Raw genomic sequence first — 21,467 nt, 5'->3', positions numbered from 1 at the left:
CCGGTGGACGTCCCGCCTCCTGGTTTGTCGCTCACGCTCCAAACCTGTCCTCCGCCCCAAGGGCGGAGAGCGAACAGTCACTCACTTGCTAGGTCGGTTTCCCCGTCTCCGCGAAGCTCTTCAGCCGCGTCAGCTGCCCAACGACCACGCCATCGATCCCCGGCGCCGCCTGCAACTGCCCCGCGCTGAACCCACTCGCGTTGTAGCGCAGCACCACCGTCGTCTTGCCGCCCTCGGCCGGCTTCAGCTCGAAGGTCATCGCCGCCGCCACGCCCCAGTCCTGCATCGGGCCCAGCGGCGCCGACAGGCGGACGAGCTTGCCCGGCATGGCCATCACCACCTCGCCATGCTTCACCCCGCCGCCGGGCAGGCTCTCGCAGAAGCAGCCGCCCGGTCTCAGCTCCAGGGTCATCTGGCCGCCATAGCTGTGGGCCGGGTCCCACCAGGACCCGATCTGGCCGATCGCCGCGTAGACCTTGTCAGGCGCGGCATCGATGACGACCGAACTCTCGAGCTCAAGCCGGCCTTCTGCGGCGGACTTCACGGCCGCCGATGCGGCGCCGGCCTGGCCGGCCAGGGCGACGGCCATGGCGGCCGCCAACAGAACGCGCATGATCCCCTCCATCGAACGGCGATCAGCTAACGCCCTCTTGAACGATCAATCAAGCGGCTTCGAAATCCAGCGGCGCGCCCCAGAACCCCTGCACCAGCCCATTCTGGCGACCGGGCGTTCCGGTCGTCAGGAAGCGGCGCAGGCCCGAGCTGCCCGGGTCCAGCTCCGGATGCCGTTCCAGATACAGCGCCAGCGCATCGGCGGTCGCCCCCGGCTGATGGATCAACGGCGTGCCCGGCGGCAGGGCGGCGCGGAACAGGTCGGCGACCATTTCGTAGTGGGTGCAGCCGAGGATGGCGCGGTCCGGATAGCGGCCGACGCGGCGCTTGAGGTTCTCGACGTGGGTCTCGACCTCCCTGGCCAGGTCCACCGGGCCGGCGCCCTCCTCGATCATCCGGGCCAGGTTCGGGCAGGGTTCGGAGAACACCGCCAGGTCCTGCTTGCGCTTGTCGATCTCGATCTCGAAGACGCGGCTGCTGGCCGTGCCCGGCGTCGAGAAGACGCCGAGAATGTCGAGCTTCTCGATCTTGTCGCCGCGCCGCTCGGCCTCATGCTCCCAGGGCAGGCCGGTGGCCGCCTCGATGGTCGGGACGATGATGCCCAGCACGTTGAGCGCCCGGCCGGTTTCCTTGCGATAGCCCGGCAGCCAGGTCTGCTGCAGGCGGCGAAGCGCGATGGCGCTGGCGGTGTTGCAGGCCAGCACGACCAGCGACGCCCCGGCCTCGAACAGCCGGATACAGCCGGCGCGGGTCAGGTCGACCACCTCCTCGCCGGGCCGCCCGCCATAGGGGGCGTTGGCCTGGTCCGCCAGGTAGATGAAGTTCGCGTGCGGCAGCCGCTCCACCAGGGTGCGGTGCACGGTCAATCCTCCGACGCCGGAGTCGAAAACGCCTATGGCCATGCCTTGCGGTCTAGACCCGCGCGCGCGGCTTGGGAAGCCATGGCGGTATTGGGCGAAATAGGGCCGAATGACGGCCATAAATTCCTGTTGACGCCGGGCATTACGGGCGTAGTCTCATCCCATGGCCAGAGAACCCGTCCAGATCACCAGCGCCGAAAGTCAGGTCATGGAAGCCCTTTGGCGAAAGGGCCCCTGCACCGCCGACGAGCTCGTCGCCGAGGTCAAGCAGGTCCAGGACTGGGGCGACGCCACGGTCAAGACGCTGATCAATCGCCTGCTCAAGAAGTCCGTCATCCAGTCGGAGCGGGCCGGCGGCCGTCACCAGTACCGGCCGCTGGTGCAGCGCGAGGACTATGTCACCTCCGAGAGCCAGGGCCTGCTGGACCGCCTGTTCGATGGCGAGCTGGCCCCGCTGATTTCGCATTTCGCGGAGCATCGCAAGCTGAGCCCCCAGGAGGTGGCCCGGCTGAAATCGCTGATCGATGAGATGAGCGATGATCAGTGACCTGCTGATCACCCTCGCCAAGCTGAACATCGCCGTCGCGGCGGCGGTGCTGGTCGTGCTGGCCCTGCGCAAGCCGCTCCTGCGCCTGTTTGGCGCCCAGTCGGTCTACGCCTCCTGGCTGATCGTGCCGATGGCCGCCAGCGCCAGCCTGCTGCCCGCCCTGCGCAGCGTCCCGCTGGAAGAGGCCGCCGTGCCGGAAGTGGCCGCCATGATCGAGGGCCAGCCTTGGCTGTCGGGCCTGGCCATCGCCGTCTGGCTGACCGGCGCCGTGATCCTGGCCCTGCGTCTGGCCGCCGGCCAGCGCCGCTTCATGCGCAAGGCCGCCCGCGGCCAGGCCGGTCCGGCCATTGTCGGGGTCATCGACCCGCGCCTGATCCTGCCCAGCGACTTCGCCGAACGCTTCACGCCGGAAGAACAGCGCCTGATCCGCGCCCATGAGCGGGTGCACATGGACCGTGACGACGCCCGCGCCAACGCCGTGCTGGCCGCCATCCAGTGCCTGTTCTGGTTCAACCCGCTGGTCCATCTGGCCGCCGGCAAGATCCGCCTGGACCAGGAACTGAGCTGCGACGCCGTGGTCGTCGCCCGCTATCCGAAAGAGCGCCGCCGCTACGCCCAGACCATGCTGAAGACGACCCTGGCCGAACAGGCCCTGCCGGTCGGCTGTTACTGGCCCGCCTCGGCGCAGCATCCGCTGGAGGCCCGCATCGCGCTGCTGAAAGCCCCCGCCCCGACCAGCACCCGTCAGTTGGTCGGCCTCGGCCTCGTCGCCGCCGTCGCCCTGCTCAGCGCCGCCGCCGCCTGGAGCGCCCAGCCGCCCCGCGCCCAGGCCCCTGCCCCGCCGCCGCTGCCCCGGCCGGTGATGGATCTGATGATCCTGCGGTAGGTTACATCGCTGTCATGTGACGCCGCCCGCCGCATGCCCTAGGGTCCCCCCAAACGAGACTCTGGAGCTCCATGCCCGTGCAACGCAGAACCTTCCTCGCCGCCTCGGCCGCCGCCGTCGCGGCCGCCGCCGTCAATCCCGCTTTCGCCAAGGAGGGTAACGCCCTGCTCGCCCCCTGGACCGGCCCCTACGGCGGCCTGCCTGCCTTCGACAAGGTCAACGTCGCCGACTTCAAGCCGGCTCTCGAAGCCGCCATGGCCGAAAACATGGCGCAGATCGACGCCATCACCGCCAACCCGGCCCCGCCCAGCTTCGCCAACACCATCGCGGCGCTGGAAGACGCCGGCCGCACGCTCGGCCGCCTCTACCGCTACTACGGCGTCTGGTCCTCGAACATGAGCACCCCGGCCTTCCAGGCCGTCGAGGAAGAGATGGACCCGAAGCTCTCGGCCTTCAGCGACCAGATCAACCAGAACGAAAAGCTCTTCGCCCGCGTCAAGGCGGTCTACGACACCCGCGGCGCCGCCGGCCTGACCGACGAGCAGAAGCGCGTCACCTGGGTCTACTACGACGGCTTCGTCCGTTCCGGCGCCCTGCTCAGCCCCGCCGCCAAGACCCGCGTCGCGGCCATCAACGAAGAGCTGGCCGGCATCTACACCCAGTTCAACAAGAACCTGCTGGCTGACGAGAGCACCTACATCGAGCTTTCCGACGCCGACATGGCCGGTCTGCCCGACAGCCTGATCAGCGGCGCCCGCGCCAGCGCCAAGGGCAAGGGTCTCGACGGCAAGGCCATCATCCTCAACACCCGCTCCAGCGCCGAGCCCTTCCTCACCTACGCGCCCAACCGCGCCGCCCGTGAGAAGATCTGGAAGGCCTTCGTCGGCCGCGGCGACGGCGGCGGCGCCACCGACAACAACGCCATCATCACCAAAATCCTCAAGCTGCGTGTCGAACGCGCCAAGCTGTTGGGCTATCCCACCCACGCCCACTGGCGGCTGGGCAACGCCATGGCCAAGACGCCCGAGCGGGCCATGGAGCTGATGGAGGCGGTGTGGACCCCGGCCGTGGCCGCCGTGAAGCGCGATGTCGCCGACATGCAGGCCATCATCGACGCCGAGAACGGCGGCTTCAAGCTGGCCCCCTGGGACTACCGCTACTATGCGGAGAAGGTCCGCAAGGCCAAGTACGACCTCGATCTGAACGAGGTGAAGCCCTACCTTGAGCTCAACAACCTGCGCGAGGCGATGTTCTTCGCGGCCGGCAAGCTGCACGGCTTCAAGTTCAAGCCGGTCAGCGGCATCCCGGTCTTCCATCCCGACGTCAAGGTCTGGGAAGTCACCCGCAAGGGCCAGCACATCGGCCTCTGGTACTTCGATCCCTTCGCCCGCGAGGGCAAGCGCTCGGGCGCCTGGATGACCGACTACCGCACCCAGGAAACCTTCAAGGGCAAGATCACCACCCTGGTCTCCAACAACTGCAACTACATCAAGGCCGAGGCCGGCAAGCCGGTGCTGATCAGCTGGGACGACGCCGAAACCATGTTCCATGAGTTCGGCCACGCCATTCACGGCCTGTGCTCGGAGGTGGTCTACCCGACCGTGGCCGGCACCAACGTGGCCCGCGACTATGTCGAGTTCCCCAGCCAGCTGAACGAAAAGTGGCTGACCACGCCCGAGGTGATGGACAAGTACATCATCCATTACGAGACCAAGAAGCCGATCCCCAAGGCGCTGGTCGACAAGATCGAGGCGGCCTCGAAGTTCAACCAGGGCTTCATCACCGTCGAGTACCTGGGCAGCGCCCTGATCGACATGAAGCTGCACCTGGCCGGCGACGTGACCATCGATCCCGACAAGTTCGAGCGGGAAGAACTGACGAAGCTCGGCATGCCCGAGGAGATCGTCATGCGTCACCGCACCCCGCAGTTCGGCCACGTCTTCTCCAGCGACGGCTACTCGGCCGGCTACTACAGCTACCTGTGGTCCGACACCCTGACCGCCGACTGCTGGGAAGCTTTCGTCGAGGCCGGCGGCGCCTATGACCGCAAGACCGCCGACCGGCTGTATGCGACCATCATGAGCCGCGGCAACAGCAAGGACCCGGCCGAGCAGTACCGCGACTTCCGCGGCCGCGACCCGGAGATCGGCGCCCTGATGCGCAGCCGGGGCTTCCCGGAGCCGGGCAAGGCGTAAGAGATGGGGGCCGCGGCGGAGACGTCGCGGCCCTTTCTTCTTGTCGCTCAGGCCGGACGGGCGTCGAGGTACCAGCCGCCGGTCCGCAGCGGCAGGGCGCTGATCCGCACGCCGCCGATCCGCACCGAGCCTGATTTGCGGCCCGTGACCAGCCGCAGCGCCGCCTGACGCTGGGCAGGCGTGGCGCCGCGCGCCGCCGCATCAACCAGCACGGTCATCTCGCGCGCGGCCTCGGCATGGGTCCGGACGATGACATCGGCGCTGATGGTCCTGGGCCGTCCGCCGACGCCGCAGACCCGCCAGAAGGCGCCCGCCGTAATGCTGCGGCAGTCCTGCCCCTCCCGCCGGACGCTGCTCCACGTCGTGGCCAGCACCGGGCCGCGCGACTGTTCGATCCGCAGCGCCGCCTGATCCATCGTGACGGGGAAACCCGGACCACCCATGCGCCTTTCCAGCCCTGGCGCCTGCAGCCGGTTCCACAGCCGCTCGGCCCCCGGCTGCAGCACGATCAGGGCGATGGCGCCGATCATGATCGCCCCGGTCTTGCCGTTGAGCGGCAGGTTCGGCTTGCGGCGTTCGGCGGGTGGGACAGGGCGAGTCACCCGGCGATCGGACGAGCCCGCCGCGCGTTCGTCAACCGGCCTTGCCGCCGCCGCCAAAACCACCCACCTCAGCAGAATGCAGATCACCGGCATCGACCACATCGTCCTGCGGGCCCACGACCAGCAGCGGCTCGTCGACTTCTACACTGGCGTCCTCGGCCTCAGCGTCGAGAAGCGGCAGGACGCCATCGGCCTGGTCCAGCTGCGGGCCGGCGGCAGCCTGATCGACATCGTCTCGGTCGATGGCCGCCTCGGCCGCATGGGAGGGGCCGGGCCGGGCCCGGAGGGCCGCAACCTCGACCACGTCTGCCTGACCGTCGCCGGCTTCGACCTGGAGACGGTCAAGGCGCATCTGCTCGCGCATGGTGTCGAGGTCGGCGAGGAGGGCCTGCGCTACGGGGCCGGCGGCGAGGGCCTCAGCCTGTATCTCAAGGACCCCGAGGGGAACGGTCTGGAGCTGCGCGGCTAGTCCTCATCCTCGTCTTCGAACCGGCCCCAGGCGCGCAGGCCTTCGATCCGCGTCTCCCCGTCCTGCTTCAGCACCGTGCGCACCTTTCCGGCGCCGGTGGCGATCACCGCCTCGGCCAGCCGCTCCGAATGGGTGACCAGCCACAGCTGGGTGCGCTCGGCGGCGGCGGCGATCAGCCTGGCCAGGGGCTCCATCAGGTCCGGATGCAGGCTGGCCTCCGGCTCGTTCAGCGCGATGAACGGCGGCAGGCGATAGGCCAGCAGCGCCCCGGCCAGCGAAAGGAACCGCAGGGTGCCGTCCGACAGTTCGGCTGCATCGAACACCCGCTGGGGGAAGTCGGGAAAGGTCATGCCGAAGTTGGCCATCAGGCCCGGCGTCGGCACCTCCAGCCTGGCCCCCGGGAAGGCGGCGTCGATGACCTTGTCGAGCTCGCGGCTGTCGGCCCGGATATGGCGCAGGGTGGCGAACACCGCCGCCAGATCGGACCCGTCCGAAGCCAGGGTCGGGGTGGCCACCGCCGGGCAGGGCCGGCGCAGCGGCGAGGCCGCGTCGGTGCGCAGTCCATGGTAGAACCGCCACTGCAGGATCGTGCGGCGCAGGGCGTCAAGCTCCGGATAGCGCCCCGGGTCCTCCAGCCGCCCCAGCACCGTCTCGGAGGACAGCAGGTCGATGTCGAGCGCCGCCGGACGGCCGTCCTCGCCCCGCACCATGACCGAATGCCCCTTGCGCTCCAGCAGCCGCACCGCCCGCGAGCCGGTCTCGAAGGCGACGCTCTCTTCCTTGATCTGCGGCTCATAGAGGAATGTCGCCGACAGCGGCTCCCCCTTGAACTGGGGCGGCATGCCGACGGTCACCTCGTAGCGATAGACCCCGCGACTTCGCCCGTCCGGATCGGCCAGGCTGACCGACAGGGTCATCTCGGCCTGCTCATTGCGCCGCCGCGTGCCGGCCCAGAGCACCGAGGTCAGTCCGCCGTCCAGCACCACATCCCGCGCCAGCCGGTTGGCGGCCGCCGACTGGATCAGTTCCAGCCCCCGGTAGAGGTTGGTCTTGCCGACCCCGTTGGTCCCGACGAACACGTCCAGCCCACTGACCGGATAGGTGATGCCCCGCAACGAGCGGAACCCCTTGGCGCGAAATTCACGGACGACCAGGCTCATGCGCCAACCATCGGCCGGGGCCCGCGGATTCTCAAGGTCGGTGGGCGATCTCGCGGTTGACCGTGAGGCCGGAACCCCACGATTGTGCGTCAGGTCCGGACGGGGAATATGGGGGGACGAACGTGACTTACGATCTGAGCAAGGGCCACACGCGGACCATGGGGGTGGCGGGCGGCGTCAACAAAAGACTGAGCATTGTCGCGGCGGCCCTGGCGGCGGCCGTCATCGGCGGCATCTGGGCCTCGATCCTCAACGTTGATCCCTTGAAGCTGAGCGCCCCCTGGGAGGTCTGGACATGGCTGGGCCTCTATGCCTTCCCGGCGCTGGTGGCGATCATCGGTCTGTTCCTGCTGCCGCTGTACTTCATGATCCTGCGGCCCGCCGGCCATAAGGACGCCACCGTGCCGGTGTTCGCCGTCTTCGGCGCCGCCGCCGTCTCAATGGTCGCCGGCCTGCTGCTGGTCAGCGGCCCGCGAGCTCTGCGCGACTACGACGTCTTCAAGCTGGAGGACGCCTATGTCCGCGCCACTCAGAAGGACATCAACGAGATGGAGACCAGTCTGGCCCGGGCCAGCGTGCCGGTCCTGACCGCCGAGGGCGGCGGCGATCCGCTGATCCGGGCCCAGGCCAGCCTCGACCGCTACAACGCCGAGGTCACCGCCAAGGCCACCGCCTTCCGCGCCCGCCGCATCGCCGTGCGCCGCGACATCTCCGCCCGGCTGGGCGACACCCAGGCGGCCCGCGAGCGCATGCTGCGGTTCGACCGCCAGGCCGCCACCTCCGACCGGGTGGTCGAGAAATTCTGGGACCTGCGGGCCGAATACGGGGTGATCGCCGGCAAGTTCCTTAGCGACCTGCGCAACAACCGCGGGGCCTGGGACATGGATTATTACGGCGTCCGCCTGCGCGGCGGCTGGGGCAATCCGATCGCCACCAACTACTACGAGATGAGCCGAGTCCAGCGCGACATGAAGCGGGTCTACATCGTCTTCCGCCAGCAGCCGTTCATCGACCGCCGCATCAAATGACCGCCCACCGCGAGATCGAGCGCAAGTTCCTGGTGCTGGACGAGACCTGGCGGGATCAGGTGGTCGGCGAGCCGGTGGTCATGCGGGCGGGCTACGTCAGCCGCCGCAAGCAAGCTTCCATCCGGGTGCGCTTCGAGGGCGAGGCGGCGATCCTGACCCTCAAGGGCCTGGCCATCGACCCCGAGGGGCGCGAGCGGCCGGAGTTCAACTTCCCCATCCCCGCCGACCAGGGCGCCGCCATCCTGGACAGCGGCATGGTCGATGGCGGGGTGATCCGCAAAGTCCGCTACACCGTGCAGGTGGGGGCCAGCCTGTTCGAAGTCGACGAATTCGAGCACCCGCGCCCCGGCCTGGTGCTGGCCGAGATCGAACTGCCAAGCGCCGACGCCGACTTCGAGCGGCCGGACTGGCTGGGCGAGGAGGTCACCGCCGACAGCCGCTATTCGAACGCGGTGATCGCGGGAGAGGCCTAAGCGCCATTCCTTGACCTTTGCGCCCCTTTCGCCCATAAGCGCGCCCTTCCCGGCGCAATCTGCCAGCGCCCTCCCCCATCACGACCCCGATGCCTATATCGGACGAGGATGGAGAGGACCCCCGTCGACGCGATCGTCCACGGGGGCTGGCTTCGTTGTGCATATGAGGTTGTGAATGTTTGAAGGCCTTACAGAACGGCTGAGCGGTGTCTTCGACCGCCTGTCCGGACGCGGCGTCCTCAGCGAGAAGGACGTCGATGAAGCGCTGCGCGAGGTTCGCGTGGCGCTGCTGGAGGCTGACGTCGCCCTGCCGGTGGTCAAGGACTTCATCGCCAAGGCCCGCGAGGAAGCCACCGGCGAGGCGGTGATCCGCTCGATCCGCCCCGCCGACCAGGTGGTGAAGATCGTCTACGACGGCCTGGTCGAGATGCTCGGCGGCGAAGAGCCGGTGGGCCTCAACATCGCCCTCAACCCACCCAGCGTCATTCTGATGAGCGGCCTGCAGGGCTCGGGCAAGACTACCACTTCGGCCAAGCTGGCTCTGCGCCTCAGCAAGACGGACCGCAAGAAGGTCCTGATGGCCTCGCTGGACACCCGTCGTCCGGCCGCCATGGAACAGCTGGCCATGCTGGGCAAGCAGGTCGAGGTCGACACCCTGCCCATCGTCGCCGGCCAATCGGCCGTCGATATCGCCAAGCGCGCCATGAGCGCCGCCAAGCTGGGCGGCTACGACATCCTCATCCTCGACACCGCCGGCCGCACGACGCTGGACGAGAGCATGATGGCCGAGGCGGCCGAGATCGCCCGTATCTCCAGCCCGGCCGAAACCATCCTGGTCGCCGACAGCCTGACCGGTCAGGACGCGGTGCGCACGGCGAAAGCCTTCCACGAGCGCCTGCCGCTCACCGGCCTGATCCTGACTCGCGCCGATGGCGACGGGCGCGGCGGCGCGGCCCTGTCGATGCGGGCCGTCACCGGCCTGCCGATCAAGTTCCTGGGCGCCGGCGAAAAGGTCGAGGCCCTCGACGTCTTCGACGCCCGCCGCGTGGCCGGCCGCATCCTCGGCCAGGGCGATATCGTCGCCCTCGTCGAAAAGGCCGCCGCCGACTTCGACCAGGCCAAGTCCGAGGCCATGGCCCGCAAGCTGGCCAAGGGCCAGTTCGATCTGGACATGTTGTCGGAACAGCTTTCCCAGATGCAGAAGATGGGCGGCATGGAAGGCCTGATGGGCATGCTTCCCGGCGTCCAGAAGATGAAGGGGCAGATCGCCGAGGCCGGCCTCAACGACAAGTCGATCAGCCGCCAGCAGGCCATCATCAGCTCGATGACCAAGCTGGAGCGCAAGAAGCCCGACATCCTGGCCGCCTCGCGCAAGCGCCGCATCGCCGCCGGTTCGGGCGTCGACGTGGCCGAGGTCAACCGCCTGCTCAAGCAACACCGTCAGATGGCCGACGCCTTCAAGATGATGAGCAAGGGCGGCGGCAAGGGCTTCGCCAAGATGGCCGCCATGCTCGGCGGCGGCGGCGGCGATCGCCTGAAAAACCTCGGCGGCGGCAAGATGCCGGAGGTTGATCCGGCCGAACTCGAAAAGCAGCTGAAGGGATTGCCCGGCCTGGGCGGACCCGGCGGCGGCTCGTTACCCAACCTGCCCGGCCTTCCCGGCCTGGGCGCCTCGTCTTTCAACCCGTTCAAGAAAAACTGAACCAACTCCAAGGACTACCCTCAAAATGCTGAAGATTCGTCTGGCCCGTGGCGGCACCAAGAAGCGCCCCTACTACTCGATCGTCGTCGCTGACAGCCACTCGCCCCGCGACGGCCGTTTCATCGAGAAGGTCGGCACCTACAACCCGCTCCTCAAGAAGGACGACCCGACCCGCGTCACCCTGAAGCTGGAGTCGATCGAAGCCTGGATCAAGAAGGGCGCCCAGCCGACCGACCGCGTCGCGCGCTTCCTTGCCAAGGAAGGCCTCGTGCAGTGGGCCCACGGCAACAACCCGACCAAGGGCAAGCCGGGCAAGAAGGCCGAGGAACGCGCTGAAGAGCGCGCCGCCGCCGCCGCCGAACTGGCCGCCAACCCGCCGGCCCCCGAGCCGGAACCGGAAGTCGAAGCCCCGGTGGCCGAAGAAGCTCCGGCTGAAGAGGCTGCTCCGGCTGCCGAAGCTGCGCCCGCCGCTGAAGAGGCCCCAGCTGCTGAAGAGGCTCCGGCCGCTGAAGAAGCCCCGGCCGCCGACGCTGGCGAAGAAAAGACCGAAGGTTAAAGCTCAGGTCCCTTCTCCCGCTTGTCGGGAGAAGGTGGCCCCCGAAGGGGGTCGGATGAGGGCAGCACCGGCTCCGGCTGGTCTGCCCTTTTCCGTATCTGAACCACACCTTCGAAGGCTGGCGCTGCCCTCATCCGACCGCTTCGCGGCCACCTTCTCCCGACAAGCGGGAGAAGGACGCGGCTCTTGCCCTCCGCGCCGGTTTCCGTTCCAAGGCTCTGCATGAGTTCCAACCTCCTCCTCATCGGCCGGGTCGGCGGCGCCCACGGCGTTCGTGGCGAGCTGCGGATTGCCACCTTTACGGCCGATCCGCTGGCCCTGACGCAATACAAGCGCCTCAAGCGCGCCGATGGCTCGCCGGCCCTGACCATCACTTCGGCGCGCCTGAACAAGGGCGGCGTCGTCGCCCGCGCCAAGGGCATCGACACCAAGGAGGCGGCCGACGCCCTGCGCGGCCTGACCCTGCACATCGACCGCGCCGACCTTCCCGAGCCGGACGAGGACGAGTTCTACCTGGCCGACCTGATCGGCCTGTCGGCAGTGACGCCGGAGGGCGAGGTGCTGGGCAAGGTGAAGTCCGTGCAGGACTTCGGCGCCGGCGACATCCTGGAGATCGAGCCAGCCCTCGGCGGCCAGACCTGGTACCTCGGCTTCACCCGCGAGGCGGTGCCGACGGTCGATATCGCCGGGGGCAAGCTGACCGTCGTGCGGCCCACCGAGATCGAAGTCCGTCCCGAGGACGGCGAGGACGAGGCGTAAGGCGCTTACACCTTCACCCTCATCAGGCATTCCTGCGCCACCGACGCCGCCAGCCGGCCGTCCTGGGTGTACATCTCGCCACGGATGAAGCCCCGCCCCTGGCTGGTGCTCGGGCAGTCCTGGTCGAACAGCAGCCAATCGTTGAAATCCACCGGCCGGTGGAACCACATGGCGTGGTCGAGGCTCGCCGACTGCAGGCCCGGCGTCTGCCAGGTCAGGCCGTGGACCCGCAGCGCCGTCTCCATGAAGGCCATGTCGGAGGCATAGGCCAGGCAGGCCTGCTGCAGCTTCACTTCCGGGCCGATGGGCGCCTTGGCCCGCATCCACACCTGCTTGCGCGGCGGCTTGGGCACCGGCTTGAACATGTTCTGCGGGTCCGGCCAGCGCAGGTCGATGGGGCGCGGACGCTTCATCTGCTCCTTCATCTTCTCGGGCAGCTTGTCGCCGAACTTGGCCAGCAACTGGTCCAGTTCGGTCTTCACCGATTCCGGATCGGGATGCTCGGGCATCGGCGACTGGTGCTCGAGCCCGTCCTCGGCGACCTGGAAGGAGGCGGCCAGGTTGAAGATCTGCTTGCCGTTCTGGATGGCGATGACCCGCCGGGTCGTGAAGGTGCCGCCGTCGCGCGACCGATCGACCTCGTAGAGCACCGGAATGTTCACGTCGCCCGGCCGGATGAAATAGGCGTGCAGCGAGTGGCAGACCCGGTCCTCGACCGTCTCATAGGCGGCCAGCAGGGCCTGGGCGATGACCAGGCCGCCGAAGATGCGCGGGAAGCCCTCGTTGGGGGACACGCCCCGGAACAGGTTCAGCTCGATGGGTTCGAGAGCCAGGGTGGCGATCAGGTCTTCGGCGTCGGTCATGGCGCCTGCCATAAGCCTGTGGAACCGGAGCGGCAAGCGGCTCGACGGCAGGCCGATCCGGCGCCAGTCTGGCGACGGCAACAGGGATGGAGGGGACGATGGCGGCCAACGGCTACCTGGCGGCGAACTGGATCGCGATGGCCTTCTGGCTGGTGATGATCCTGGCGCGGTTCATCAAGCCGATGCGCGGCTGGGCCGATCCCCTGTGCGGCTACATGGTCCCGGCCCTGTTCGCGCTCACCTACCTGATCATGCTGGCCATGAACCTCGGCGGCGCACAGGGCGACATGAGCACGCTGAAGGGGGTTCAGACCCTGTTCGCCCAGCCGAACATGCTGCTCGTCGCCTGGGTTCACTATCTGGCCTTCGACATGTTCGTCGGCGGCTGGATCAGCCGCACCGGCGATGCCGAGGGGGTGTCGCCCTGGCTGCTGACTCCGATCCTGCTGCTGACCCTGTTCTTCGGCCCGGTCGGCTTCCTGCTGTTCGTCCTCATGCGCCTGGTCCGCCGCCGTGGCGCCATGGTTGGCGCCTAGAGCCTTGGCCATGCTGACCACCACAGCCATCACCCTCGCCCTGATGTTCCAGTCCGGCTCCGGCCTCGCCTATGGCGAGGCCCTGTCCCGCGCCGACAAGTACAAGGACGATCCCAAGGCCGCCGAATGGCGCGCCCAGAAGATGGACCCCTTCCTCAAGCCCAAGACCACGGCCCTGTTCGACCGCTGCTATTCCAGTTCGCTGCGCCGGCGGATGAGCTTCTCGCTGGTGGTCAGCTTCAAGGACGGCAAGTTCGACCGGGTCGACCGGGACAGCGAGGACCAAGTCGCCGTCTGCATGGCCGACGTCTTCGCGGAGTACCGCTGGCCGACCCCGCCGCATCCCGATTTCGCCGAGAAGTTCAACCTGGACCTGGCGCCCAACTAGCCCGGCCCTTCGACTCTTGAGGCAGGTTGGGCTATACGCCCCGCCCCATGCCCTTCACCGCCACCGTCCTGACCATGTTCCCCGAGGCCTTCCCCGGTCCGCTGGGCGTCAGCCTGATCGGGACCGCCTGGCGGGAAAGCGACCTGTGGCGCCTTGAAACAGTGGACATTCGGACCTTTTCCAAGGATAAGCGCGGCTTCCTCGACGACACCCCCGCGGGTGGCGGTCCAGGACAGGTGATGAAGGCGGACGTAATCGCGGCGGCGCTGGACAGCGTTGAGACTGCGGGACGGCCGCTTTTGTGCATGAGCGCCCGGGGCAGGCCCCTGACCCAGGCGCGGGTAAGTGAGTGGGCCAGGGCGCCGGGGATTGTTGTCCTCTGCGGCCGGTTCGAGGGGGTGGACCAGCGGGTGCTCGACGCCCGGGGGTTCGAGGAGGTCTCTGTCGGAGACGCGGTCCTGGCCGGTGGCGAGGCGGCGGCGATGGTGGCGATCGAGGCGTGTGTTCGGCTGGTCCCGGGTGTTCTGGGTCAGGCGAACAGCCTCAAGGAAGAGAGCTTCGAGGACGGGCTCCTCGAGCATCCGCAGTACACGCGACCGCGGACGTTCGAAGGGCTCGATATCCCCGAGGTGCTGCTGAGCGGCGACCACAAGCGGGTCGCGGCCTGGCGGCAGGAGATGAGAGAACTGACGACCCGCGAGCGAAGGCCCGACCTCTGGTCAGCCCACCTCGCCAACTTACAGGCAAACGGCGCCCACAAGGGTAAGCCTCGGAAATAATTGGAGTAAGACAATGGCTGCGAACATTATCAAGGAACTGGAAAAGGAAGAGACCGCCCGTCTCGCCGGTCTGCGCAAGACCCCCGATTTCCAGGCCGGTGACACCCTGCGTGTCAACGTCAAGATCAAGGAAGGCGACCGCGAGCGCGTGCAGGCCTACGAAGGCGTCTGCATCGGCCGTCAGGGCGCCGGGCTCCACGAGAGCTTCACCGTCCGCAAGATCAGCTTCGGCGAAGGCGTTGAGCGGGTTTTCCCGATCATGTCGCCGATGATCGAAAGCATCGAAGTCAAGCGTCGCGGCGTCGTCCGTCGCGCCAAGCTCTACTACCTGCGCGACCGTCGCGGTAAGTCGGCCCGGATCGCCGAACGCGCCATGGGCGCCCGCAAGGAAGTCGTCGAGACCGCCGGCGAGTAAGCCGACCTTACGGTCCGGATTTGGAAAGGCCCCGCTGGATACGGCGGGGCCTTTTCTATGGCCGATCTTCAGACGAACTGGACGATGGCTTTACGCCCAGCCGAAATGATTTCGGATTGCACCGACCATTTGTGCAGAGGAAAGCTCGCGAGAGTCATAGAGCCAAGCTGTGGGCGCTCCAAAGCTCCCCAAGTGTTCGTTGGTGCCCCCGGGGTCCGGAGACATCAATACGATCGACTCTAGTGCCCAACCTTCTCCTATCCATGCGGACAGATACGCCTCCGCGGCTGGATAGGTGCCGGATGGATCGACAACTGGGTCATAGCGGAGCGCGCTAAGCACGTTCACGGAACCTGGGGCACGCCCCCCAAGCCGCGCGGTGACCGCTTTAACCTTGGTCTTGATGTAGTCGATGGACTTCTGCTCTGACCATTTGGCCTCCTGCCAAGCCATTACCTTCGGTAGCACCCGGAGGTAGCCCCCACCCCTCAAAAGTATATCCGAAAATCCGGGTGCGCCTCCGGATTGGCGCGAGGCCAAGTCCTTGATGCTGTGGGATTTGCCCACTTGAGTGCCGCCGATGATCGTCCAAAGCCTTACAGTAGTCATGGCCCCTCCCTGCGATGTCACACATCGGTACAGGCGATCAGCACAATTTTCAATCTAAAGGGGTATTTTCTCTTACTTCACCCCAGCGATATATGCGTCCACCAACTGCTCCAGCACGTCCAGCGGCAGGGCCCCATTGGCCAGCACCACGTCGTGGAAGCCGCGGATGTCGAACTTCGCGCCCAGCGCCGTCTTCGCCTTTTCGCGCAGCATCAGGATCTTCTGCTGGCCGACCATGTAGCTGGTCGCCTGCCCCGGGTTGCAGAGGTAGCGTTCGATCTCCTTCACGATGTCCCGCTCGCTGAGCATCGAGTTCTCGCGGAAGAAGTCGATCGCCTTCTCGCGGCTCCATTTCATGGCGTGCATGCCGCTGTCGGTGATCAGCCGCACCGCCCGCCAGGCCTCCAGGCTCAGCCGGCCGAAGTCGCTGATCGGGTCGACGTAGTAGCCCATTTCCTTGCCCAGCCGCTCCGAATAAAGCCCCCAGCCCTCGGTATAGGCGCCATAGAAGCCGAACTTGCGGAACTTCGGCAGGCCCTGGAGTTCCTGCGACAGGGCGATCTGGAAGTGATGCCCCGGCGCGCCCTCGTGATAGGCGATGCCCTCGATCTGGGGTTTGAGCACCTGGGTCATGTCGGCCAGGTTGACGTAGAAGATGCCCGGCCGCGAACCGTCCGGCGTCGGGCGGTTGTAGAAGGCCACGCTGGCCGTCTCCTGACGCCATTCCTCGACCGCCCGCACCTCCAGCGGCGCCTTGGGCAGGCGATGGAAGTACTTCGGCGCGTCCATCATCACCTGGGCGATGTAGCCCTTGGCGTCGGCCAGGTACCGGGCCTTGCCCTCGGGGGTGTTGGGGTACTGGTACTTCGGGTCGGTCTTGATGGTCTGGAAGAAGTCCTGCAGCGAGCCGGTGAACCCGACCTTGGCCATGATGGCCCGCATCTCGCCCTGGATCCGCTCGAGGTTCTTCACCCCGAGCTGATGGATCTCTTCGGCGTTCATTTCGGTGGTCGTCGAGCCCTTCAGGCGGAAGGCGTAATAGGCCTGGCCATCCGGCAGCGCCCAGGCGCCGTTGTTGCCCTTGGCAAGCGGCTGCACATCCTTCTGGGTCTTCAGGAAGATGTCGTAGCCCTCGCGGAACGGCCCGGTCAGCGCCGCCTTGCCCTCGGCCAGCAGCCGGTCCTTGTCGCCCTGCGGCACGGAGAGCTTGCCGACCTTTTCCTTGAAGTCGGCCCAAACGGCGCTGTCCTCGGTCCCGCTGAAGGGCTGGCCTTCCAGGACGTTGAGCGCGTCCTTCTCGACGGGTCCGAAGGTGAAGGCCGGCGGCACGATGCCCTTGGCGGCCGATGCCCGGATCGAGGCCGAGACCTCGGTCATCACCCGCTTCGCATCCTTGAGCCGGCTGATGTAGGCCTCGGCGTCGCCGATGCCGTCGACCCGGTGGTTGTTGATCAGGAAGATCGGAATGTCGCCCGCCGGGCTGCCGTTTGTCGTCGCCTGGTAGAAGTAGTGTCGCCAGCGCACCCCCTCGCGGGCCTGCTCCACCGACTGCTCGAACAGCCGCCAGCTGATCTGCGACTGACCGTTCAGCTTGTCGAAGGCGAACCCGGCCTTCATCCGCGTCAGCTGGTCTTCCGACAGGGCCAAACCCTTGTCGGCCCCCGCATCGGTATAGTCGTCCAGCTTGCCGTAGTCGGCCTTCAGCCCCAGCGAGGTCATCGCCTCCGGGCTCAGCGCCAGGCTCTCGTCGAAACAGGCGTCGAGGAAGGCGGTGAACTTCGCGTCCGCGCTGTCCTGCGCGAAAGCCGTCTGGCTGAGCGGCCCGGCGAGAACGAGCCCGGCGAGGGCAAGGCGGCGACTGATGAGCAGATGGGACACGGCGGCGACTCCCGGAATTTCAGGTCGCCGCAGTCTTCACGGTTCGCGCCCCCTGTCACCTGTCGGTTTTGTCATGATCGGCAGGCGGCAACTTCCTTCCCCAACCTCGCCCCGAACTCCGCTTTCGACGCACTTTTGTTGCGCCGCACTGGACGGCACGCCCTGCCCCGTCCTAAACCGCCTGCATGGCCGGCAAGACCCTCTACGACAAGATCTGGGACGCTCACGCTGTCGCTCAGGACGGTGGCGAGACAGTCCTCTACATCGACCTGCACCTCATCCATGAGGTGACGACGCCCCAGGCCTTCGCCGGCCTTCGCGCCGCCGGCCGCAAGGTGCGCCGCCCCGACCGCACCCTGGCCGTCGCCGACCACAACACCCCGACCATCGGCCAGGCGCTGGGCGTCGACGCCGTCGAGGACCCGGAAGCCCGCCTGCAGCTGCAGACGCTGGGCCGCAACGTCGTCGACCACGGGATCGAGTACTTTCCGATGGGCGACATCCGCAACGGCATCGTCCATGTCGTCGGCCCCGAACAGGGCCGCACCCAGCCCGGCATGACCGTGGTCTGCGGCGACTCCCACACCTCGACCCATGGGGCCTTCGGCGCCCTCGCCCAGGGCATCGGCACCACCGAGGTCGAACACGTCCTGGCGACCCAGACCCTGCGCCAGGCCAAGTCGAAGAACATGCGGGTGACCGTCGACGGCCAGCTCGGCCCCGGCGTCACCGCCAAGGACATGGCCCTGGCCATCATCGGGACCATCGGCACGGCCGGCGGCACCGGCTCGGTCATCGAGTTCGCCGGCGAGGCCGTGCGCGGCCTGTCGATGGAGGGCCGCATGACCCTCTGCAACCTGACCATCGAGGGCGGGGCCCGCGCCGGTCTGATCGCGCCGGACGAGACCACCTTCGCCTACATCCAGGGCCGCCCGGCCGCGCCGAAGGGCGCCGCCTGGGAGATGGCGCTCAGCTACTGGAAGACCTTCTTCAGCGACGACGACGCTCCCTTCGACCGCGAGGTCCGGCTGCAGGCCGAGGACATCGCCCCCACCGTCACCTGGGGCACCAGCCCGGAAGACACCGTCGCCGTGACCGGCAATGTCCCCGACCCCGCCAGCTTCTCCACCCCCGACAAGCGCGCCTCCGCCGAACGGGCGCTGGAATACATGGGCCTTAACCCCGGCCAGCCGATCACCGACGCCAAGGTCGACGTCGTCTTCATCGGCAGCTGCACCAACAGCCGCATCGAAGACCTGCGCGCCGCCGCCAAGGTCGCCCAGGACGCCTTCCTGCACGGCCGCATGGTCGCGCCCCACGTTCGGGCCATGGTGGTTCCTGGCTCTGGCCTGGTCGCCGCCCAGGCGGAAGAGGAAGGCCTCGACGCCATCCTCAAGGCCTCCGGCTTCGAATGGCGCGAACCGGGCTGCTCGATGTGCCTGGGCATGAACCCAGACAAGCTCACCCCCGGCCAGCGCTGCGCCTCGACCTCCAACCGCAATTTCGAAGGCCGCCAGGGCCGCGGCGGCCGCACCCATCTGATGAGCCCGGCCATGGCGGCGGCGGCGGCCATCGCGGGGCATATCGTCGACGTGCGCAGCTTTCTGGAAGCTTGACCAACTTGGTCAAGGCGCGCACCCTATGAGCCATGAAGCAGGTCAACCTCTACGAGGCGAAGACGAACCTGTCGGCCCTGGTGGATCAGGCCGCCGACGGCGAGGACATTGTCATTGCCAAGAACGGCAAGCCCCGCGCCGTGATCGTGTCGCTGGACCGCGCGCCGCGAAAGCCGCGCCGCGTTCCGGAATTCGGCTTCTGGGAGTCCGAAGGGTTCAAGCTTCCGGACGACTTCAACGATCCCGATCCCGAGATCGAGGCGCTCTTCGCGGGCGATCATGCGGACTCTACGTGAAGCTGCTCGACACAAACGTCCTGCTGTTCCTGGCGCTTGATCGGTCGAAACTCTCAGCTTCGACCTTGGCGGCCGTAGCGGCGCCAGATGCCGGGCTGCACATCAGTCCGGTCAGTGCGATCGAGATCGCCATCAAGAGCTCGCTCGGCAAACTGATCCTGCCCAAAGCCTTTCAAGCCGACTTCCGGTCCGCATTCTCCACCATGGTGGATCGAATGGGGGCGACGCTGCTGGACATCGATCTTCCCGCCATCAGCCGCCTGCAGGAACTGCCGCTTATCCACCGTGACCCCTTCGACCGGCTGCTTATCGCCCAGGCGCTGGAGTATGATCTGGAGCTTGTCAGCAGCGACCGTATCTTCAGCCGGTACCGCGGTTTGAAAGTTGTGGCCGCATGACCATCACCGCCCTCGACCACCTCGCCATCGTGGTCAACGACCTCGACCCCGCCGTTGACGGCTACGCCAGGCTCCTCGGCCGCGAGCCTGACTGGCGCGGCGCCAGCGGTCCGGTCCGTCATGCCTGGTTCCAGCTGGGCAACACCGCCCTCGACATCATCGCTCCCGGTGAGCTCGGTCCGTCCGGCGGCTGGCTCAAGGCCAACGGCGAGGGCCTCTGGGGCCTGGCCCTCGCCAGCGACGACGTCGAGGCCGAGCGCAAGCGCCTCGCCCGCCTGACGATGCCCTCGACCGACGTCATGCCGATCCGCACGAAGAACGAGGCCGGCGAGGCCCGCACCTGGCCGACCTCGATCCTCGACGTTGAAGCGACGGCCGGCGTCACCACCTTCCTGATCGGCGAGACGCCCGACTGGCCGCCCTGCCCCGTCGTCGGCGACGAGGCCGCCGCCGTCAGCGGGCTCGATCACGTCGTCGTCTCCACCCGCCATCCCAACCGCGCCGCCGCCCTCTACGGCGCCCGCCTCGGCCTCGACTTCAAGCTTGACCGCAGCAACGAGGCCTGGGGCACGCGGCTGATGTTCTTCAAGATCGGCGACCTCGTCGTCGAGGTCGCCCACCAACTGAAGAACGAGCCGAACGACGACCCCGACAGCCTCTGGGGTCTGACCTGGCGCGTGCCCGACGTCGCCGCCGCCCATGCCCGGATCGCTCAGGCCTTCGCCGTCAGCGAGGTCCGCGAGGGCCGCAAGCCCGGCACCCGGGTCTTCACCATCAAGGATGCTCCGGCCGGCATTCCAACCCTGATCATCGGACCCGCCTGATGAAAGCCTTCACCCGCCTCGACGGCCGCGCCGCTCCGCTGCAGCTCGCCAACGTCGACACCGACCAGATCATCCCGGCCCAGTTCCTCAAGACCGTTGAGCGCGAGGGCCTGAGCAAGGGCCTGTTCTTCGCCCTGCGCTTCGATGACCAGGGCGGCGTGCGGCCCGAGTTCGTGCTCAACAAGCCGGAGTACAAGGGCGCCTCCATCCTCATCGCCGGCGACAATTTCGGCTGCGGCTCCAGCCGTGAGCACGCGCCGTGGGCTCTGATGGACTTCGGCATCACCTGCGTGATCAGCTCCAGCTTCGCCGACATCTTCAAGAACAACTGCCTGAACAACGGCCTGCTGCCCGTCATCCTCAAGCCTGAGGAAGTCGAGGCCCTGATGGACGAGGCCAAGGGCGGCAACCACGTCTTCACCGTCGATCTGGAGAGCCAGACCGTCACCGCCCCGTCGGGCGCGAAGTTCCACTTCGACATCGACCCCGACCGCAAGGACAAGCTGATGAAGGGCCTCGACGCCATCGGCGAGACCCTGCAGCACGCTGGCGATATCGACCTCTACGAAAGCAAGCGCGCGCTCAGCACGCCCTGGATGGAGGCCTGAATGGTCATCGTCATGGGCACGGTCCGGGTCGATCCGGACGCGGTTCAGCGCCTGCGCCCCGCCATGGAGGCGATGACGGCCGCCAGCCGCGCCGAGGACGGCTGCCTGACCTACGCCTATGCGCTCGACATGCTGGAGCCCGGCCTGGTCCGGGTCTCCGAACTGTGGACCGACCGCGCCAGCCTGGAGGCGCATTTCAAGACTGCCCATATGGCCACCTGGCGGGCGGCGCTGACGGGCCAGGTGCGCGAACGCGACATCAAGCTGTATGAAGCCGATGACGGCGAAGCCTTCTAACCTCCCTCCCCGAATGGGGAGGGCAGGCCGAAGGCCGGGTGGGGAAGTGGGTCACCACCCTCTGCCCGCCCGTAGCCGACAGCCCCACCCGACGCGCAACGCGCGTCTGCC

General features: G+C 67.5%; 25 protein-coding genes. 19 read left to right on the top strand and 6 right to left on the bottom strand.

All coding sequences use genetic code 11. The annotated features are described in order from the left end of the window. Window positions 1-88 precede the first annotated feature (88 nt). Window positions 89-613 carry an SRPBCC domain-containing protein gene (locus O5I81_RS07010; RefSeq protein ID WP_271068232.1) on the bottom strand — a complete coding sequence of 175 codons (525 nt, stop codon included), beginning with the start codon at window positions 611-613 and terminating at the stop codon, window positions 89-91. A gap of 49 nt (window positions 614-662) precedes the next feature. Continuing rightward, window positions 663-1,514 carry an aspartate/glutamate racemase family protein gene (locus O5I81_RS07005; protein ID WP_271068231.1) on the bottom strand — a complete coding sequence of 284 codons (852 nt, stop codon included), beginning with the start codon at window positions 1,512-1,514 and terminating at the stop codon, window positions 663-665. Window positions 1,515-1,635: 121 nt separating this feature from the next. Here O5I81_RS07005 and O5I81_RS07000 point away from each other — a divergent pair, with 121 nt between their 5' ends. The 3 genes from O5I81_RS07000 to O5I81_RS06990 all read left to right on the top strand — a co-directional run bounded on the left by O5I81_RS07000 (window position 1,636) and on the right by O5I81_RS06990 (window position 5,100). Further along, window positions 1,636-2,019 (top strand): BlaI/MecI/CopY family transcriptional regulator, encoded by a 384-nt coding sequence (locus O5I81_RS07000; RefSeq protein ID WP_271068230.1) that lies wholly within the window; start codon window positions 1,636-1,638, stop codon window positions 2,017-2,019. Continuing rightward, on the top strand, window positions 2,009-2,905 hold the full coding sequence (locus O5I81_RS06995; protein ID WP_271068229.1) for a M56 family metallopeptidase: 897 nt from the start codon (window positions 2,009-2,011) through the stop codon (window positions 2,903-2,905). Before O5I81_RS07000 ends, O5I81_RS06995 begins: the two co-directional genes overlap by 11 nt. A gap of 77 nt (window positions 2,906-2,982) precedes the next feature. Then, the gene (locus O5I81_RS06990) at window positions 2,983-5,100 is read left to right on the top strand and encodes a M3 family metallopeptidase (protein ID WP_271068228.1); all 2,118 of its coding nucleotides are present in this window, start codon (window positions 2,983-2,985) and stop codon (window positions 5,098-5,100) included. Window positions 5,101-5,147: 47 nt separating this feature from the next. On the opposite strand, the gene O5I81_RS06985 is transcribed toward O5I81_RS06990, so the two are convergent. After that, window positions 5,148-5,702, bottom strand: coding sequence for a hypothetical protein (locus O5I81_RS06985; RefSeq protein ID WP_271068227.1), 555 nt, complete (start codon window positions 5,700-5,702; stop codon window positions 5,148-5,150). 76 nt (window positions 5,703-5,778) lie between these two features. Here O5I81_RS06985 and O5I81_RS06980 point away from each other — a divergent pair, with 76 nt between their 5' ends. Then, window positions 5,779-6,171, top strand: coding sequence for a VOC family protein (locus tag O5I81_RS06980; protein ID WP_271068226.1), 393 nt, complete (start codon window positions 5,779-5,781; stop codon window positions 6,169-6,171). Here the strand turns inward: O5I81_RS06980 and O5I81_RS06975 are convergent. Next, on the bottom strand, window positions 6,168-7,331 hold the full coding sequence (locus O5I81_RS06975) for an AAA family ATPase (RefSeq protein ID WP_271068225.1): 1,164 nt from the start codon (window positions 7,329-7,331) through the stop codon (window positions 6,168-6,170). The genes O5I81_RS06980 and O5I81_RS06975 overlap by 4 nt on opposite strands. Before the next feature lie 122 nt (window positions 7,332-7,453). Here O5I81_RS06975 and O5I81_RS06970 point away from each other — a divergent pair, with 122 nt between their 5' ends. The 5 genes from O5I81_RS06970 (at window position 7,454) to rimM (ending at window position 11,849) form a co-directional block, all read left to right on the top strand. Further along, a complete protein-coding gene (locus O5I81_RS06970; protein ID WP_271068224.1) occupies window positions 7,454-8,359 on the top strand; it encodes a hypothetical protein in 906 nt (301 codons plus the stop codon). Next, window positions 8,356-8,832 carry a CYTH domain-containing protein gene (locus O5I81_RS06965; RefSeq protein WP_271068223.1) on the top strand — a complete coding sequence of 159 codons (477 nt, stop codon included), beginning with the start codon at window positions 8,356-8,358 and terminating at the stop codon, window positions 8,830-8,832. Before O5I81_RS06970 ends, O5I81_RS06965 begins: the two co-directional genes overlap by 4 nt. 175 nt (window positions 8,833-9,007) lie before the next feature. Continuing rightward, window positions 9,008-10,534 carry a signal recognition particle protein gene (ffh, locus tag O5I81_RS06960; protein WP_271068222.1) on the top strand — a complete coding sequence of 509 codons (1,527 nt, stop codon included), beginning with the start codon at window positions 9,008-9,010 and terminating at the stop codon, window positions 10,532-10,534. 25 nt (window positions 10,535-10,559) lie between these two features. After that, window positions 10,560-11,090 (top strand): 30S ribosomal protein S16, encoded by a 531-nt coding sequence (gene rpsP / locus O5I81_RS06955; RefSeq protein ID WP_271068221.1) that lies wholly within the window; start codon window positions 10,560-10,562, stop codon window positions 11,088-11,090. A 222-nt stretch (window positions 11,091-11,312) separates the two neighbouring features. After that, window positions 11,313-11,849 carry a ribosome maturation factor RimM gene (gene rimM, locus O5I81_RS06950; RefSeq protein ID WP_271068220.1) on the top strand — a complete coding sequence of 179 codons (537 nt, stop codon included), beginning with the start codon at window positions 11,313-11,315 and terminating at the stop codon, window positions 11,847-11,849. A gap of 5 nt (window positions 11,850-11,854) precedes the next feature. Here the strand turns inward: rimM and O5I81_RS06945 are convergent, their stop codons facing one another. Then, entirely contained in the window at window positions 11,855-12,712 is an 858-nt protein-coding gene (locus O5I81_RS06945; RefSeq protein WP_271068219.1) for an acyl-CoA thioesterase II, read from the bottom strand. 98 nt (window positions 12,713-12,810) lie between these two features. Between O5I81_RS06945 and O5I81_RS06940 the strand changes: the two genes are divergently transcribed. From O5I81_RS06940 to rplS, 4 genes are read left to right on the top strand one after another with little or no spacing between them, the layout of a single operon-like run. Beyond that, window positions 12,811-13,248, top strand: a complete 438-nt coding sequence (locus O5I81_RS06940; protein WP_271068218.1) for an ABA4-like family protein — start codon at window positions 12,811-12,813, stop codon at window positions 13,246-13,248. 10 nt (window positions 13,249-13,258) lie between these two features. Continuing rightward, window positions 13,259-13,636 (top strand): hypothetical protein, encoded by a 378-nt coding sequence (locus tag O5I81_RS06935; RefSeq protein ID WP_271068217.1) that lies wholly within the window; start codon window positions 13,259-13,261, stop codon window positions 13,634-13,636. Between the two features lie 47 nt (window positions 13,637-13,683). Next, window positions 13,684-14,415 (top strand): tRNA (guanosine(37)-N1)-methyltransferase TrmD, encoded by a 732-nt coding sequence (gene trmD, locus O5I81_RS06930; protein WP_271068216.1) that lies wholly within the window; start codon window positions 13,684-13,686, stop codon window positions 14,413-14,415. 13 nt (window positions 14,416-14,428) lie between these two features. Then, window positions 14,429-14,830 carry a 50S ribosomal protein L19 gene (rplS, locus tag O5I81_RS06925; RefSeq protein WP_271068215.1) on the top strand — a complete coding sequence of 134 codons (402 nt, stop codon included), beginning with the start codon at window positions 14,429-14,431 and terminating at the stop codon, window positions 14,828-14,830. Between the two features lie 681 nt (window positions 14,831-15,511). Here rplS and O5I81_RS06920 read toward each other — a convergent pair. After that, window positions 15,512-17,317, bottom strand: coding sequence for a DUF885 domain-containing protein (locus O5I81_RS06920; RefSeq protein ID WP_271068214.1), 1,806 nt, complete (start codon window positions 17,315-17,317; stop codon window positions 15,512-15,514). 185 nt (window positions 17,318-17,502) lie between these two features. Between O5I81_RS06920 and leuC the strand changes: the two genes are divergently transcribed. From leuC to O5I81_RS06890, 6 genes are read left to right on the top strand one after another with little or no spacing between them, the layout of a single operon-like run. Continuing rightward, window positions 17,503-18,933 carry a 3-isopropylmalate dehydratase large subunit gene (gene leuC / locus O5I81_RS06915; RefSeq protein WP_271068213.1) on the top strand — a complete coding sequence of 477 codons (1,431 nt, stop codon included), beginning with the start codon at window positions 17,503-17,505 and terminating at the stop codon, window positions 18,931-18,933. 32 nt (window positions 18,934-18,965) lie between these two features. Next, window positions 18,966-19,229, top strand: coding sequence for a type II toxin-antitoxin system prevent-host-death family antitoxin (locus O5I81_RS06910; protein WP_271068212.1), 264 nt, complete (start codon window positions 18,966-18,968; stop codon window positions 19,227-19,229). Then, entirely contained in the window at window positions 19,226-19,627 is a 402-nt protein-coding gene (locus O5I81_RS06905) for a type II toxin-antitoxin system VapC family toxin (RefSeq protein WP_271068211.1), read from the top strand. Before O5I81_RS06910 ends, O5I81_RS06905 begins: the two co-directional genes overlap by 4 nt. Further along, entirely contained in the window at window positions 19,624-20,451 is an 828-nt protein-coding gene (locus tag O5I81_RS06900; protein ID WP_271068210.1) for a VOC family protein, read from the top strand. The genes O5I81_RS06905 and O5I81_RS06900 overlap by 4 nt, the downstream gene beginning before the upstream one ends. After that, a complete protein-coding gene (gene leuD / locus O5I81_RS06895) occupies window positions 20,451-21,059 on the top strand; it encodes a 3-isopropylmalate dehydratase small subunit (RefSeq protein ID WP_271068209.1) in 609 nt (202 codons plus the stop codon). Before O5I81_RS06900 ends, leuD begins: the two co-directional genes overlap by 1 nt. Next, a complete protein-coding gene (locus O5I81_RS06890; RefSeq protein ID WP_271068208.1) occupies window positions 21,060-21,356 on the top strand; it encodes a putative quinol monooxygenase in 297 nt (98 codons plus the stop codon). The last annotated feature ends 111 nt before the right edge of the window (window positions 21,357-21,467 follow it).

The sequence above is a fragment of the Caulobacter sp. NIBR1757 genome, assembly GCF_027912495.1.
In the GTDB taxonomy this organism is placed as follows: Bacteria; Pseudomonadota; Alphaproteobacteria; order Caulobacterales; family Caulobacteraceae; genus Caulobacter.
Note: the sequence above shows the minus strand (reverse complement) of the source record. Positions and strands in the feature narration are given on the sequence as shown.

Excerpts from the sequence above, each read along its gene's own strand:
- O5I81_RS06910 (WP_271068212.1), top strand. The coding sequence starts at position 18,966 with ATGAAGCAGGTCAACCTCTACGAGGCGAAGACGAACCTGTCGGCCCTG.
- O5I81_RS06980 (WP_271068226.1), top strand. The coding sequence starts at position 5,779 with ATGCAGATCACCGGCATCGACCACATCGTCCTGCGGGCCCACGACCAG.
- O5I81_RS06975 (WP_271068225.1), bottom strand. The coding sequence starts at position 7,331 with ATGAGCCTGGTCGTCCGTGAATTTCGCGCCAAGGGGTTCCGCTCGTTG.
- O5I81_RS06940 (WP_271068218.1), top strand. The coding sequence starts at position 12,811 with ATGGCGGCCAACGGCTACCTGGCGGCGAACTGGATCGCGATGGCCTTC.
- O5I81_RS06965 (WP_271068223.1), top strand. The coding sequence starts at position 8,356 with ATGACCGCCCACCGCGAGATCGAGCGCAAGTTCCTGGTGCTGGACGAG.
- O5I81_RS06935 (WP_271068217.1), top strand. The coding sequence starts at position 13,259 with ATGCTGACCACCACAGCCATCACCCTCGCCCTGATGTTCCAGTCCGGC.
- O5I81_RS06900 (WP_271068210.1), top strand. The coding sequence starts at position 19,624 with ATGACCATCACCGCCCTCGACCACCTCGCCATCGTGGTCAACGACCTC.
- O5I81_RS07000 (WP_271068230.1), top strand. The coding sequence starts at position 1,636 with ATGGCCAGAGAACCCGTCCAGATCACCAGCGCCGAAAGTCAGGTCATG.
- O5I81_RS07010 (WP_271068232.1), bottom strand. The coding sequence starts at position 613 with ATGCGCGTTCTGTTGGCGGCCGCCATGGCCGTCGCCCTGGCCGGCCAG.
- O5I81_RS06995 (WP_271068229.1), top strand. The coding sequence starts at position 2,009 with ATGATCAGTGACCTGCTGATCACCCTCGCCAAGCTGAACATCGCCGTC.
- O5I81_RS07005 (WP_271068231.1), bottom strand. The coding sequence starts at position 1,514 with ATGGCCATAGGCGTTTTCGACTCCGGCGTCGGAGGATTGACCGTGCAC.
- rplS (WP_271068215.1), top strand. The coding sequence starts at position 14,429 with ATGGCTGCGAACATTATCAAGGAACTGGAAAAGGAAGAGACCGCCCGT.
- rimM (WP_271068220.1), top strand. The coding sequence starts at position 11,313 with ATGAGTTCCAACCTCCTCCTCATCGGCCGGGTCGGCGGCGCCCACGGC.
- leuD (WP_271068209.1), top strand. The coding sequence starts at position 20,451 with ATGAAAGCCTTCACCCGCCTCGACGGCCGCGCCGCTCCGCTGCAGCTC.
- O5I81_RS06890 (WP_271068208.1), top strand. The coding sequence starts at position 21,060 with ATGGTCATCGTCATGGGCACGGTCCGGGTCGATCCGGACGCGGTTCAG.
- leuC (WP_271068213.1), top strand. The coding sequence starts at position 17,503 with ATGGCCGGCAAGACCCTCTACGACAAGATCTGGGACGCTCACGCTGTC.
- rpsP (WP_271068221.1), top strand. The coding sequence starts at position 10,560 with ATGCTGAAGATTCGTCTGGCCCGTGGCGGCACCAAGAAGCGCCCCTAC.
- trmD (WP_271068216.1), top strand. The coding sequence starts at position 13,684 with ATGCCCTTCACCGCCACCGTCCTGACCATGTTCCCCGAGGCCTTCCCC.
- O5I81_RS06945 (WP_271068219.1), bottom strand. The coding sequence starts at position 12,712 with ATGACCGACGCCGAAGACCTGATCGCCACCCTGGCTCTCGAACCCATC.
- ffh (WP_271068222.1), top strand. The coding sequence starts at position 9,008 with ATGTTTGAAGGCCTTACAGAACGGCTGAGCGGTGTCTTCGACCGCCTG.